We start from the raw sequence: 15,086 nt of genomic DNA, 5'->3' as shown, positions 1-15,086 counted from the left end.
ATTTCCCTACTTCCTCCAATCATGTTGAATTTCATTTAACGCAGGCCATTTTGATTGATCCGTGTCGACGATCGTTTGAATTAATTGTGTGGTTGTTTCATTTAAAAAAGTTTCAGGTTCATATACGACTTCTTTAATATTTTTATAAAATTCATTAGGAAGGGAGAAATCGATCATTAATAATTCATAAAGTTCCGGTGTTAGTGGACTTGCCTCATGGTAAGCCCTTATCATTTCTCGTATCCATGTCACATCCCAATTAAACAAATCGGACATCGTACCCGAAATTAGTTTCCTTAAATCACGAATTGGCAGGTCGTAGGCGACACCATCCAGGTCAATAATCCACATACCGTTCGGTCCCATTTGACCGTTTGACCAACCATAATCCTGGTGGACCAGCCCCCAACTCTTATTCCCTTGTTCTACTAACGACAAATAACTCGATTGCTTAAGGTCTGCTAGACTTTTTCGCGCTTGTTCTTGAAATGTATCTACCACATTCAATATCGATTGACTTGCTGGCATCTCCTTATAAGCTTTAGCAATGTTCCGAAACCAATCCATTTTCGTGATTACTTTTTCATAGCTCTTCGGCCATTTTGCCAATCTCGAAGCAACTTCCGCTTGACTTGGTGGAATATAGCCCTTGCTTAACTGGTGGAATTCACCAAGCGCGTAACAAAGCTGTTTTGCTCCTTCCAAATCTTTTGTTACCGGTGCCAATGGTTCAATCCACTCGGCAACAAACCATAATTTCCCGCCTGCTTCAATAAATTCCTGTCCAGCTTTCGTTTGGATGACTGCTGGGACCCTTGCACCTTGAACTTCGACTAAGTACTTTTGAGCTCCAAGGCTAAACATACTTCTCGTCGGTCTGCGGTGTAACAGTTTGAAACTTTTTGGTCCTTCATTCGTTTCAAGTCTCCATATGGCCCCACCTTTGTCGGGCTTCGTTGTCACCACCTGCATGCTCTTAACTTGAAAACTATAATGTTTCAAAACCTCAGCTGCCAGCGCAATAATATACTCCGGAACAAAAAATTCATGCGTAAGCTCATCCGGTTCCCATGGAACGATCACAATATTCTCCAATATATCCCTCCTACCTTTTTGAGCACTCAAAAAGTGCAAAACATTTCTAACTCGAATGAAATGCTTTAGAAATTGTCCTATTTCTGCATCGTAATAATCAAATAGCCATACTTAATCATATGTAATTGTCCAAGCATGGTGAGAGGATAGGTGCGGATTCTTTAGATAAGCACGCTTCCTTTGAAGGAAACCTCATCCTGAAAGGCTCTTCTTAAACGAGAAGGGCCTTTCACCATGATCCCCCCATAATCCAACGCCAACTAAAGTTTATAGATTTTCCTCATGCCTATTGATACACTTAGTAATTCCTTTTATAATAATTTAGTATTTATCGTGACTTTCGAGTGCGAAAGTCTTTATTTAATGTGGAAAAGAAGTAGGAGGTAAAGATGATACAGCATGAAGGTTCAAAATCAATCGCACTGCCACTTACCATTTCCATTATAGCCATTTCATTTTCGGCTATTTTCGTAAAATGGTCTGATGCACCTGCCTCCATTCTAAGTATGTACCGCATGTGGTTTGCGAGCATTTTAATGGTGCCCATCGTGTGGAAAAATCGGCATGAATTCAAAAAAATCACCAAAAAGGATTGGTACTTTTTATTTTTTTCCGGCTCCTTTTTAGCCTTACACTTTGTTCTCTGGTTCGGTTCTTTGAAGTTAACAACGGTTGCCAGTTCAACAATCATTCTTACCTTACAGCCGATTGTCTCGTTGATCGGGGGCTTTTTTCTATTTAAAGAACGAACGACACTGTCCGCATTGTTGACGATGGGTGTTGCCATCGTCGGAGCAATGATGATTGGCTGGGGGGATTTCGGTTTAAGTCAAGATGCTACTATCGGCGATATTCTTTCGTTTTTCAGTGTTATCTCTGTGGTAGGCTACTTATTGATTGGGCAAACCATCGTAAAAAAAATATCGCATTGGCTTTATAGCTTTTGTGTCTTTTTCTTTGCTTCTATCGTTCTAACCATCTATAACGTATTTACAGGAGTTGCCGTTAGCGGCTATCCTGCCAAGGAATGGGGCATCTTCCTTTTACTTGCCACCGTTCCAACCGTCAGCCACCTTATCAATAACTGGCTGTTAAACTACGTCAATGCTACCACAATCTCGATGAGTATTTTAGGCGAACCCGTTGGATCGACAATATTAGCCTATCTTTTACTACATGAGCAACTCGTCAGTTGGCAAATTGCCGGTGGACTGCTCGTCCTTATCGGCGTCTTTTTCTTTTTGAGTCAGCAGCGAAAACCGATTCCACACACAATTGAAGAAGGAACATTTACTCCTTAGATACTAAGTCTAAGGAGTTTTTAATTATGAAGGACATCCAGTGAATTAATGCTCCTTGTCCCACTCAGGGTATCTATCATTCGTTAATAGGCAATCGGAACCACATACCTTTCCCTCTCCCCCACAACTAAAGTCCCGAAGAAAATTTTTAATATTCAACAAAATTCGCTAGGATAGGAGACAGGCATAGTAAATTTATAGTACAATAGGAAAAAGATATTCATAGTTTCCTGCTGTAAACCCTTTAGAATCATTTGCTTTAAACCATTTAACCTCTTAAAAGAGCAGCCTCTAACTATCATTTATAAGGGTGAGAAAAATGAAAGTACTTAATGAACAAAGTCTAGTAACAACAACCACAAAAAATAAACCACTTCATTTTTTAGTAAAACAAGCGATTGATACTTTGTTTAGCCTTTGTTTATTACTTATTCTCTTTCCGTTTCTTATCATCATTGCGATTGTGATTAAGCTTGATTCGCGTGGTCCTGTTTTTTACACACAGGAACGCATTGGGCTGGACGGACAACCCTTTTTGATCATTAAATTCAGAACGATGTACATCGATGCCGAAAAGCATGGACCGCAATGGGCTAACCACAATGATGCCCGGATTACCACGGTTGGCTATTATTTACGGAAATACCGGATCGATGAAATTCCTCAATTTATAAATATATTACGCGGCGAAATGTCGATTATTGGTCCACGGCCGGAACGGTTAGTCTTTATTGAAGACTTCGAAAAGGAAATTCCTCATTTTCGTAACCGCCTTCAAGTAAAACCAGGAATCACTGGCTGGGCACAAATTAACGGCGGATATGATATTGCTCCAAAGGAAAAATTAGATCTCGATTTATACTATATTTACAATTATTCGATTTTATTAGATTTAAAGATTGTTTTGAAATCAATTCCTGTTATTTTGTTCGCCAAAGGATGGAGATAAGACAGTGAAACGGATTCTCTTTTACGAAAGCCGTCCGGAATGGGGAGGAGCACAGAAGTGCGAACTTGAGCTTCTCACTGCGCTTGACAACGATTCACTAAAGACGTATTTTGTCACTTCAACAGACGGACCGATGAACGGCCGTGTAAGCGCTGCAGGCAAAGCCGTTACACTGATTCCGATACATAATGCCGTCGATAAGATTCGAAAAGGACAAGTCAAAACGGGCGCATTCTTTTACCTCTCGCAGGGATTCAATATGCTCCCGCATTTCTTTAAGGTTATTTCCTTCCTGCGCAAGAATCGGATTGATCTGGTTTATACGAGTCAATTCCGCTCCCAGCTCCTGATTGGCTGGCTGGCAAAACTGTTTGGACGAAAAGTCATCTGGCATCTCCATGGGGAGGAACAGCTGAATAATCTTTTAGGAAAAATAAGCGTTGCCGCCGCCGATAAAATTATTGTCGTCTCAAACACATTAGCAGAACGTTACAAGCAACAATTTCCAAAACAAAAGACTAAATTCAGCGTGGTTCATAATGGTGTCGACCAGGCAACCCGATTACCCGAACGAAAGAAGGACAATTCAACCTTTACGATCACCATGGTAGGAACGATTATTGAAGGAAAGCGCCAAGACCTGGCGATTTTAGCTGCCGACCGTCTGAAGAAAAAGGGCTATAACGTTCAGCTGAATATTATCGGAGAGAAACCTCCCTGGCATCCAGAAGACTATAGACATTCCTTGCACGAACAAGTGCGTAAATTGGGGCTCTCAAGCACTGTCAACTTCCTCGGCTGGGTTGAAAATCCTTGGGAGCTTTTACTAACCTCAACTGTTTTCATTTTGCCCTCGGATACCGAAGGACTGCCGCTATCGATTATTGAGGCCATGGCTTCAGGGCTGCCAGCTATTTCGACAAATGTCGGCGGTATCCCTGAATTAATTGAAGACGGAAAAACAGGCTTTATCATTAAGCCCGGAAGTGTCGACGAACTCGTCGAAAAGCTAACGCTGCTGCTCGAACAGCCCGCGCTCTGTGAACAGATGGGGCAGCAAGCGCGAGAAAGGTACGAAGCCCATTTTACGAGAAAATCATTTATCAAAGGAGTTGCAGGTGTCATTAACACCGTTGTCTAATGAAAATCCTCTATTGTATTACCGGTGCGGATATCGGCGGCGCTCAAAAACATCTACTATATTTGACAGAATGGTTTTCACAAAAGGGGCATGAAGTCCATGTCGTTCTCGGCGAAGAGGGACCTCTAAAGGAAGAGTTAGCGAGGCAGAATATTGAGACTGCCGTGATACCTATTCCAAGAACCATTAAGGTAAGGGAAGATCTGAAGGCGTTATGGAAACTATTTGTTTTTATGAAAAAAGGAAAGTATCATCTTGTTCACTCTCACAGTTCAATCGCGGGGATCATTGCGAGATTGGCTGGTTTTTTCAATAGAATCGATAAAAATATTTATACGGCCCATGGCTTTGTTTTCACGGATCCAACCCTATCATCGAAAAAGCGTAGACTTTATCTTCTGCTTGAAAAGGTATTCAGCTGGGTTTCTACTGATATTATCACGGTGTCAAGCTTTGATTTTAAACAAGGAATCTCCCATGGAATCAATCGAAAGAAAATGTCTGTAATCCATAATGGGATTCCTGAGAAGCAAATCATTCCGATTGCAGATTGGGAGAAAATGCAGCAAAGACTCCGCAAGCGTAATACCAAGGTTATTGGCTTTGTCGGCCGCTTTGCTTCGGAAAAGAATTTGGATATGCTCCTTAGGGCCGCTTCCCGATTCAGAGGGCAAAATGTCGAGTTTTGGCTGATTGGCGATGGGCCGTTATATGAACATTATCAAAACGAAATAAGAGAGCAGAAGCTTGAATCGATCGTTCAGTTAAAAGGAAATCAGAACAATGTCCTCGAGTGGATGGATCAGATGCATGCGATGGTGATTACCTCTCATAAAGAAGGGCTTCCCTATGTCTTGCTAGAGGCCTGTGGCCGGGGACTTCCCGTTATCAGTACAGATGTTGGCGGGGTTAAGGAAGTAATTGACCCCCACGGGATGAAGAACCTTTTAGTAGAAATAAATGATGATGAAGCTATGTACCAGCGGCTTATTTCTTTACTAGTAAATGATTCATATCGTGAGGAAGTAGGAAGGTACTATTTAGAACTTGCGAGCAGGTTTACGGTGGAGCATATGTGTCAACAAACAGAGAAAGTTTATTTAAAAGGAAAACGATAGGCCCCATACGGGTTCTATCGTTTTCCTTTTAAATTACTTATTTGCTTGAGTTACCATTTCGAAAATCTTCATATCTTTTATCCAAACTTCGCTTGCTTCTCCTCTTAAATCCATTCCCCTTACAACAAAGAACGGACCTAAATTAGGATATTTCTCATTGGTACGTCTGCTGATATTAGAAATTTGAACGATTCTAGTATTTGCTAGAACAAAATCCGTAATCTCTTTATCTCCAACCGTTTGGCCTTTTGAAGGATTGGTTTTTGCTGGAGTCGTATTTTGTGCAGGCTTCTTGCTACTATCCGTGTTTTGTGCGGTTTTATCCGTATTATTATTCGATGGTGTTGTCTTGTTCGCAATACTATCGTTTTTAGATGCTTGTTTGCTTGTATCTGTATTTTGTGATGTTTTAGATGTTTGATCCGTGCTTTTGGCTGTTTTGTTGTCTTGATCCGTGCTTTTTGTTGTCTTGTTGTCTTGATCAGTGCTTTTGGCTGCCGGATTCTCTTGATCTGTGCTTTTGTTTTCTTTCGTAGCTTTATCAGCCGTTTTTGTCGCTGCAACCTTTTTATCAGCAGCATTCGACTCTTTCTCTTTTCCAAAACAGCCGCTTAATCCTATTAACGAAACCGATAACATCAAAACAAGGATGATTTTCCCATACAGCTTCATACTTTTCCCCCTACTGAATTATTTGCCTTACTTGATTATACCCCGTTGCACCCGCTTCCATCAATGAAAATAACGATCACTCCCATCGACAAAATCGAGCGGTGACAGGCACCTCTTTTTACCATATAATATAGTAGAGTCCAACATACGGGGGTTAGTTCATTGGTCCCATTATCTCTTAAGAGGAATGTTTCCTATATGTTACTAGGAAACCTGATTTATGCGTTATCCCAATGGGGAATCATTATGGTTCTAGCAAAATTAGGTTCTCCCAAAATGGTCGGGGGATTTACGCTGGGATTAGCGGTAACCGCACCGATTATTTTAATATTTGACCTGCAGTTACGGTCAGTGCTTGCAACCGATACAAAAGAAGAATTTTCGTTTCGCAGTTATCTTACCCTTAAAGGGATAAATAGTTTGCTTGCGATACTCGTACTTGGAATCGTTATCATTCTAGGTGGATATAAAGGACAAACTGCTGTTGTTATTTTTCTAGTAGGTATGACGAAACTGGTTGAATCTGTTATTGAGCTTCACTATGGCTTGTTTCAAAAACAAGAACGAATGGATATGATCGCAAAATCCCTCATTATTCGAGGGTGCACATCAGTATTCATCGTTGCAATTCTTATCACTTTTACACATAGCCTATTAATCGCTGTCGCCGGCTTTAGTCTATCCTGGTTAGGATTACTGATTATTCTAGAAATACCAAAGGTGAAGAAACTGGATACCTTCCACGCCTCATCCGTTAATCTCCAATCAGTGAAAAAGCTATTTCTTACGAGCTTTCCGCTTGGGTTAGTGATGATGATGATGTCTCTTTACACAAATATTCCACGGTATGTAATTGAACATGCGGCAGGTACAGAAGCTGTCGGCTACTTTTCCGCCCTCTTTTATATCGTGACAGCAGGTAATCTAGTGATAAACGCCATTGGTCAAACAATCAGTCCCAGGCTGGCAAATCACTTTAACAATGAAGAGTTCTCACCTTTTTCTAAGCTAGTAACCAAATTTGTCTGCTTTGGATTTATATATGGTTTAGTTGGAATTCTGGCAACCCTTTTAATCGGAAAACAAGTTCTAAGTATTTTTTACACACAAGATTATGCACAGTACAATAAGGTATTTGTTCTCCTGATGGTGGCTGGAACCTTAATGTATACTGGTTCTTTTTTTGGATTTGCACTAACAGCGATGAGAAAGTTTTCCATCCAACCGATTCTTTCTATTATTTGGGTCCTTTCAACCATCGTTTTAAGTTTCCTATTAATCCCGCGATACGGATTAACTGGAGCGGCTGTCGTAACGATTATAACGACAGCCATACAGCTTCTCACACTTGCGGTTACAGTGCTGTGGTATTTGTCAAAAGCGAAGAAACATCACAAACTTACAACAACATATACCTCTAACTAACGGAGTGATATCAATGACAAATCGAGTTCTTCATGTGTTTACGGCCATGAATGTGGGCGGAGCCGAAACAATGATCCTAAATTTATACAGGGCGATAGACCGCGAAAAGATCCAATTTGACTTTTTAGTCCATACCGAGGAAATTGGCTATTACGAACAAGAAATAATTGCCTTAGGGGGCCGGATTTTCAGACTGCCCTATCCAAGGATGCGCTACCTATCATCCTACCAACAGCAATTATTTGAGCTTTTCAGCCAGAATCAATTTTCTGCCGTTCATAGTCATGCACATTTCTTTAGCGGCTTTATTTTGAAAGTGGCCAAGAAAGCATCAATCCCGATTCGGGTTGCTCACAGTCATACAACCTCAGATGGGCAAAATGCTTCTATTTTCCGGCAACTCTATCGCTCATATATGAAAAGGAATCTGCGAAAAAACGTCACACATCGGTTTGGCTGTTCTGTGACTGCGGGGGAATCCCTGTTTGGAAAAAACGTGGAAACAAACGTGTTACCAAACAGCTTCAATCTGCAAGCCTATGAACAAACAACGGCGAAAAAGGAGTCCAAACCAGTCGATTCGATTGTCATCGGCCATGTTGGCCGCTTTGAAACGGTCAAAAATCACTCATTTTTCTTAGAAATATTCTATCATTTCAAAAGAAACTATCCGCAAGCGTCTGCAGTACTCGTTGGTGACGGCCCGGAAAAGAATAAGCTGGAAGACTTGATAGAAAAGTATCAATTACAAGATTCCGTGAACCTGTTGGGAATTCGTTCCGATATCCCAGCGATAATGAGCACATTCGATATCTTCCTGTTTCCTTCCATCTATGAGGGTCTTGGCAATGTCGTCATCGAAGCACAAGCAGCAGGTGTTCCCTGCTTAGTATCAGATACAGTTCCAAAGGAAGTTGATTTAGCAATGAATCTCGTTACCTTTAAAAGGTTAACAAATGGCGCTGAGGCATGGGCAGAAGAATTAACGAAGCTAATCGTTCTAAAGGAAAGGCCAAGCTGGGATGAACGAGAACGCAAGCTGAAAAGTTTCGGCTACGACGTAGTCGAAAACGCAAAATTCCTAGAGAAGCTTTACAGTGGCTATTAACATGAGAAAAATTAACTTTATTCTTTTTACGATGATTTACTTCGCTGCTTCGATAGTGCTTATGGGCAGCCAATACCGGCCACTTTCACCGACACTTATTTATTCAAGATATGCACTTATTTTATTAGGATTTTTCATCATTATCGTTATCTATTTTAAAAAACACGGCTTAACCATCATGCGCTTTCCGTCCTTCTTTTCGATGTATCTGTTTATTATTTGGATTTTATTTGGTTTCTCTGTTATTCTATCAGAAATTATTCATCATACATTCCCTTTTCAAGGATTGTTCTTTTTACTTATTGTTCCTTTTATTTATTTTTCAGTCATGCCCTTTATGACGAAACTAGGCGGCCCTTTTATTCATCATTCGCTTTTTACGGCCAACCTTCTTTATATCCTAATCTCTTATTTGACAGTAAGAGTCGAATTTCTACCTTATTCAGGGATAGCCGCCAATCCAAATGGTTTTGGACAAATAGCGGCTATTACGGTTATCGCCGGCTTTTTCACCCTAATAACACTTTCAAACAAGGGAAGACTGCCTAAGCTTTTGATTATTGCGGCCATCCTCCTGTCTCTTGTTAGTGTGATTTTTTCATCGAGCAGGACTTCCTTTTTAGTTGTCGGAATTATCACATTGATTATTTCTGTTCATTTTATTATGGCCAAGCGCAATTTCAAGCCGCTTCTTATCATCATGACCATCGGTTTAATTGGTTGGTTTTCTCCTTTAAAGGAGAAGTTTTTATCCGGATTGCTTGAAAAATTCGCTTCGTTAAATGAAGCAGGAAATCTCTTTAACGGACGAACGGGTACATGGCAATTAGTTGTCAAAGAAGCATCTTTATTCGGGCACGGGGACGATTACTTTGAAGGTTTCTTTGAAGGGGCGCATAATAGCTTAATCAATATTTTAGGTGTTTACGGTATAATACCTACGCTTTTATTAGCCGCTTTTCTCTTGTTTCTGATTGTGTTAGCCTTCATTAATACCTTTCGAAAAAGTCAGGATAAATTAGCAATTTTTCCATTTATCATCATTGTTACGTTTACCTTATTTAGTATGACGGAAGCTATGTTTGGACTTATCGGCAATGGAATCACAATCGCCTTTTATCATGTTGTAGGTTTATTGCTCTTGACAGAGGGACCGAAAACGATGGTCAGGGAAACAAACATAAGCCCTTGATTCGATTGATTAGTTAATAAAACTCACGACTCGTTCGAGTCGTGAGTTTTTTTGTTGGGGACTTTATTAATGATGGTAAAAATCATACGGATTTTCTTTGATAACTTTTGCCGGCACCCCGCCTACGATTACATCATTTTCAATGCTTTTTGCAACACTACTATTAGGTAAAACAAGCACATTATGTCCGATTTTGATATCACCAATAATCGAAGCATTACAGCTCATAAAAACGTTATCACCAATGACGGGAGCCATTAGATTTTTGTAACTCATGCCAACTGTACAACACTGGTGTATGGTAAAATTCTCACCAATCTTGGCGTTTCTTGCGATAACAATACTTGTACAATGCGGAATCGATAAACCACCCTTGATTTCAGCCTCAGGATGAATTTCCACTCCGGTGATAAATTTAAAGGGTATATACAGCAGCAAGAACAATAAGCGATACATTACTCTGTACGGCAGCTTTTCTTTTTTATAAAGATAATTTAGTAATCTATAAATGAAACAGGCATATACACCGGGAAAATAAAAGAATACTAGAACCTTTTGAATCCCCTTAAAATGACTATAATTTCGATTAAAATCCTTCGCAAAGTTGCTCATCTGTAATACCGTCCTGGAAAAATAATATTTGTCATTATTATACTTCCTATTGAAAGGAAAGGCTAACCTCATGGTCATTTTTAAGGGCAAAAAAGCACCTGCTCCGAATAAAAGCAGATGCTTTCTTGCTATTTTGTATTAGCTCGCAGGCCAGATTGAGTCTGCCCATTCAGGGTGATCGATGAATGGATTGCGATTGCCTTGAATGGATTCAATGACATCATTTCTGTGCTTTTCAAAGGCATCTGGTGGATCCATTTTGCTCCATTGCAGCAGAACAGATTTCTTGCCGTGGAATGGAGTTGGATAGGTATTCACCTTGTCAGCAAGCTCAAGATCGATCTCGCCGCCATCGCCTTCATAGCGAACAGCCATGTACATGAGCATTCTCGCAATGTCACCTTTCACACGATTGGGTGGCTCAAAGGAATCGCTATCATAGAAACAGCCTTCACACTCACCTTGAGGCTTGCCACCGTTATCAAAATCTAAATGACCACGTGTGCTGTTGACGGATGCATCAGTTGGCCGTAAATGGTGAATATCTGTTCCCGGGCCGACACTTGTTCCAAAGTTACCATGAGATTTTGCCCAAACATGTTCACGATTCCAGTCATTTGCCCCTGAACCAAACGTCGTTTTTGCTTGCGAACGGCCAGTGTAAAGCAGGATGACATTGTTCGGATTGTTCGGATCTTCGTCTGTTTTCTTTAATGCTTCTGTTACAGCAGCATACGTTAATTTCTTTTGTACTTTAATAATATTGTGTAACGCAAGCTTTAGGTCAGCCCCTGTTTTACCGGCAGCTGCTTGGTAATAGGCCTCCACCTCATTCCCAGGTGCTGGTGGATCAACTGGTGTATCAACTGGTGGAGATACTGGTGAAGATACCGGAGCCGGAATCACTTCACCGCTAACCTTTGTAAATTTGATGTTAGAAGTGTCGACGCCGTCTTTCACTGTCCACTTCTGAACCTTTTCAACGCCTCTGATTTGACTGATATTGGCACTCGCAATGACGACTTCTTTCACATCATTGCCGCCAAGGTCAATCACAGCTCCTGGTGCGGTTGGGCTAAGTGTGATGGCCGTGTTCTTTAAGCCGGCACCACTTAATTTCGCATATGAACCTGTTAACACAATGCCTTCTGAAATCACAGAATCAGCACTTACGGTAATATCAGCACCTACATTGTTTACCGTTAGCTTCTTCGTAGTAAAGCCGTTTAAGTTGTAAACCTTTGTTCCTGCCGGCGGTGTAACTGGAGGTAAAACTTCGCCGCCTGCCGCTTTTAATTGTGTTTGAATGAGTATCGGATCATGGTCACTTGCACGACCATGCACATCCATGAAGCCAGAGTTAATGTGTAAGATATCGACAGTTGTATTTGCAACCATATTGTTGGTAACTAATACTTGGTCTAGTACTTGCGCGTTACCTTGATAAGAGTAATTGTAGCGCTCATTTGCAGGAACTTTGTCGATCATGTTTGTTAATTCGTTCCCTTTAGCAATTTCTAATGTTTTCGTGAATTCAAAATCATTGAAGTCTCCAAGTAAGACAACGTTTGCGTTTGCATCTTTTGCTTTCACATTTTTCACGAAGTTATTCACAATCGCTGCAATTTTATGACGTTGAATTTCACTGCTTAATACTGGCGGCTGCGTTTTCCCGAATAACGGTTGGTCGCCGCCTTTAGAGTTAAAGTGGTTGGCAACCACGATAATGCTCTGACCTTGGAAATCAAATTGAGCAGCAAGCGGCTTACGGCTAGAATTAAACGCAGAGTTTGTTGGATCAATTCGTCCTGGGTTTAAGGTAAGCTTGCCATTTTCAAAACCAACTGCTTGTGTTGATGTACCTTTTTGCGCGCCTGCAGTTAACGATACACGGTCCTTATTGTAAAGGAAGGCAACACGAATGTTTCCGCCAGGTGCACCGCCATCTTGATTGTTAACTGGAACAATTTCTGTGTAAGCGTAAGTTGGTCCGCCAAGTGTTTTGATCTTATCAATAATCTTTTGGGCACTTTGTGTTCCATCTACTGTTCCGTTGTCTGTTTCCCCGTTGTTATCTTGGATTTCGTTTAATCCGATAATATCAGGGTTTTTCATTTTATTGACAATCGCATCGCCAATCTTTGTTACTTTATCGTCTGGAGTAACGGTTGAAAAGTTCTCAACGTTATACGTTCCAACCGTTAATTTATCTGCTGCCGGTGTAATTTTTGTCGCAGCCCTAACAATAGGTGTTTCTGTTAATTTTGGCAGAGTAGGTTCTTGCGTCATCAATTTAAAGTTGCTGTAACCGTAGTTAACAATACCCTTAATTGAACCTGTAAAATAGTCTCCCATTTTGGCACGGTAAGATTTATTGGCTGTTGAGCCATTTCTTATATCAACACCAATTCGATTCGGGTTCGAATTTGTTGCAGTAATCCGTAAACCGCCTGGTTCGACATTTGTTGGATAGTCTTTTGGTACCACCCAAACTAGTCCGTCTTTTTGCAATGCAATGACTTTTGGATCATCGACTTGGACATACATGCCTTCAAGGCTTTCCCAGAAATCAATTGCATCTTCCTCTGGATCAAATACACTAAATTGGTCATTATCAATGATTTCCGGCGGGCAGATTCGGTCAACGCCCAGTCTGATTGGTGCCGGAAGTGGTGCCGTACCATTTTTCGTAATCGTTGTTGCTTCAATTTCTGTAATCGTTAAGTCTGTTGTCGTTTTCTCAGCGTAGCCTTCACCATAATATTCTGTTACTTTACCAGATACCTTCACGCGATCACCGATGGATACACCGTGAGCCGATTTAAAGACAAGAATCGCATCAGAAGTGTTAGGATCTCCATCACCGATTAGGTCTTGGATGAAGAAGCGGCTTGTTCCATCAATATACGTAACAACGCCCTCTACATCTGTAACCGTCTTGCCGTTAAACGGTGAAGTGTGTGATTTACCTTGAATATCATAAATGTGAATCGCGCCGTCTTGGATCACATAATCAAAGCTAGCAACAGGACTATTAGTCATGCCTGCTTTCACGGCAACTGCTTTAATTGTTGTTGCTTTACTAATCACGATCGGTTGTGAGTATACCGGGCTTGCTGCCGTTGGTACACTGCCATCTACCGTGTAATGAATTGCTGCACCAATGGTACCAGTTGCTAAGGTAACTTCTGTTCCTGCTTTTACCAAGCCGGCACCAGGAGTAGCAACAACCGATTGGACAATACTAGAGTCTTTAATAATGTCGCCTGCATTTCGCGGAAGTAATTGGTATACCCCGCCAAATTGACTAAGAACTCCGGTAATTTCTTCATAGGTTGTACCAGTAGTAAGCATGGCTGCATCGGTTGGGCGAACTTGGAAGCTTGTCCCATCAGCATCTGTAGTTGTATAGTTACCGCCAGCGAATGCGCCGACTGTTACATTTTTCAATTTTAATAGAGTTGCTTCTTTGCTTTCTTGCAAGTCAGCTGCTTTTACTAGTTCAGCGGCCGGAACGGCTCCTGTGCCAGTAACGACAATATTTTCATGATTGGCTTCGATTTCAAGCAACGTGGAATATTCCGTTAATTTACCTGACACTGTGATTTTATTACCTGGTTGAATCGTCGTGCTATCCGTTGGTGTGTAGGCGACAATTCCAGCTGTCGCATCTTGGAAGTAAATCGCTCTTCCTAACACAGCGGTAACGACACCACTTGTTTGAACATTCGATTGAAGAGCCATCGCTCTAACTTCAGCAATCGTATTTGCTTGTAAAATCGAATAAGCGAATGTTGCAACATCACTGTTAGTTAAGCCTGCTTTAATGGCAACGGCTTTGATGGTTACGGCTCCATTGATGACAATCGGAGCTGTGTATGCAGTGCTTGCCGCCGTTGGCTCCGTGCCGTTCGTTGTGTAATAGATTTTTGCATCAGCTGTTGCTGTCGCTAACGTGACTGTTGTTCCAGCTGGTACTGCACCAGCTTCTGGAGTAGCTGTAACGGCACTAACTTTCGTTGGATCAGTAACAGTAACAAACTCCATGGATGTAGCATTTTTTAATCCAGGCATACTATTATAGGCCAATAAATCACCAGAAATCAGGACCTTTTTCCCAATATTCGTTGGATTGGACTGTAAGCCATGAGTTGCTCTAAAGTTGGTTGGAATCTGAACATTAAGCATTTTTGCTTTATCTGTTTCTGATGGTGAATCGGCGATAGAGTAGTTAAAATCACTTGAGAATTTACTTGGATCTTGCGTTATTGCATTGCTTCCTGTGGCAAAAGCAACAATATAGCCTTGAACAGTTGCTTTACCGCCAGCAGCATTCTTCGCAATAGCTTCCGCAACGGTAATATAATCGGCAGCCTTTGAAACATTTTGGAAAGGAGCGAAAAGGCTAAGTACTAAGGCAAAAATCAATCCGATATTGAGTATCCTTTTCTTCGTCTTATATTTCATTGTATC

Annotated in this window: 11 protein-coding genes; 7 read left to right on the top strand and 4 right to left on the bottom strand. The window is 41.1% G+C overall.

The annotated features are described in order from the left end of the window. Positions 1-6 precede the first annotated feature (6 nt). Entirely contained in the window at positions 7-1,095 is a 1,089-nt protein-coding gene (locus tag BANVL01_RS15180) for a CotS family spore coat protein (RefSeq protein WP_066092342.1), read from the bottom strand. Between the two features lie 389 nt (positions 1,096-1,484). Between BANVL01_RS15180 and BANVL01_RS15175 the strand changes: the two genes are divergently transcribed. The 4 genes from BANVL01_RS15175 (at position 1,485) to BANVL01_RS15160 (ending at position 5,604) form a co-directional block, all read left to right on the top strand. After that, a complete protein-coding gene (locus BANVL01_RS15175; RefSeq protein WP_066092345.1) occupies positions 1,485-2,396 on the top strand; it encodes a DMT family transporter in 912 nt (303 codons plus the stop codon). A gap of 319 nt (positions 2,397-2,715) precedes the next feature. After that, positions 2,716-3,345, top strand: coding sequence for an exopolysaccharide biosynthesis polyprenyl glycosylphosphotransferase (locus BANVL01_RS15170; RefSeq protein ID WP_066092348.1), 630 nt, complete (start codon positions 2,716-2,718; stop codon positions 3,343-3,345). A 4-nt stretch (positions 3,346-3,349) separates the two neighbouring features. Further along, positions 3,350-4,486, top strand: coding sequence for a glycosyltransferase family 4 protein (locus tag BANVL01_RS15165; protein WP_066092351.1), 1,137 nt, complete (start codon positions 3,350-3,352; stop codon positions 4,484-4,486). Further along, positions 4,486-5,604, top strand: coding sequence for a glycosyltransferase family 4 protein (locus BANVL01_RS15160; protein WP_066092354.1), 1,119 nt, complete (start codon positions 4,486-4,488; stop codon positions 5,602-5,604). Before BANVL01_RS15165 ends, BANVL01_RS15160 begins: the two co-directional genes overlap by 1 nt. Positions 5,605-5,637: 33 nt before the next feature. Here BANVL01_RS15160 and BANVL01_RS15155 read toward each other — a convergent pair whose 3' ends face one another. Beyond that, complete coding sequence (locus BANVL01_RS15155; RefSeq protein WP_066092357.1) at positions 5,638-6,276, bottom strand: hypothetical protein; 639 nt, start codon at positions 6,274-6,276, stop codon at positions 5,638-5,640. 162 nt (positions 6,277-6,438) lie between these two features. Here BANVL01_RS15155 and BANVL01_RS15150 point away from each other — a divergent pair, with 162 nt between their 5' ends. From BANVL01_RS15150 to BANVL01_RS15140, 3 genes are read left to right on the top strand one after another with little or no spacing between them, the layout of a single operon-like run. Continuing rightward, entirely contained in the window at positions 6,439-7,701 is a 1,263-nt protein-coding gene (locus tag BANVL01_RS15150; protein ID WP_268874942.1) for an oligosaccharide flippase family protein, read from the top strand. Positions 7,702-7,714: 13 nt separating this feature from the next. Beyond that, the gene (locus BANVL01_RS15145; RefSeq protein ID WP_066092363.1) at positions 7,715-8,809 is read left to right on the top strand and encodes a glycosyltransferase family 1 protein; all 1,095 of its coding nucleotides are present in this window, start codon (positions 7,715-7,717) and stop codon (positions 8,807-8,809) included. Further along, the gene (locus BANVL01_RS15140; RefSeq protein WP_156487458.1) at positions 8,799-10,001 is read left to right on the top strand and encodes an O-antigen ligase family protein; all 1,203 of its coding nucleotides are present in this window, start codon (positions 8,799-8,801) and stop codon (positions 9,999-10,001) included. Before BANVL01_RS15145 ends, BANVL01_RS15140 begins: the two co-directional genes overlap by 11 nt. A gap of 66 nt (positions 10,002-10,067) precedes the next feature. Here the strand turns inward: BANVL01_RS15140 and BANVL01_RS15135 are convergent, their stop codons facing one another. Together BANVL01_RS15135 and BANVL01_RS15130 are read right to left on the bottom strand one after the other, a co-directional pair. Continuing rightward, positions 10,068-10,613, bottom strand: a complete 546-nt coding sequence (locus BANVL01_RS15135; protein ID WP_066092369.1) for a serine O-acetyltransferase — start codon at positions 10,611-10,613, stop codon at positions 10,068-10,070. Between the two features lie 138 nt (positions 10,614-10,751). Then, positions 10,752-15,080: an endonuclease gene (locus tag BANVL01_RS15130; protein WP_066092372.1), complete on the bottom strand. Its 4,329-nt coding sequence runs from the start codon at positions 15,078-15,080 to the stop codon at positions 10,752-10,754. Positions 15,081-15,086: the final 6 nt, after the last annotated feature.

Origin of the sequence: Neobacillus novalis NBRC 102450, assembly GCF_001591805.1 — a bacterium.
In the GTDB taxonomy this organism is placed as follows: domain Bacteria; phylum Bacillota; class Bacilli; order Bacillales; family Cytobacillaceae; genus Neobacillus; species Neobacillus novalis.
Note: the sequence above shows the minus strand (reverse complement) of the source record. Positions and strands in the feature narration are given on the sequence as shown.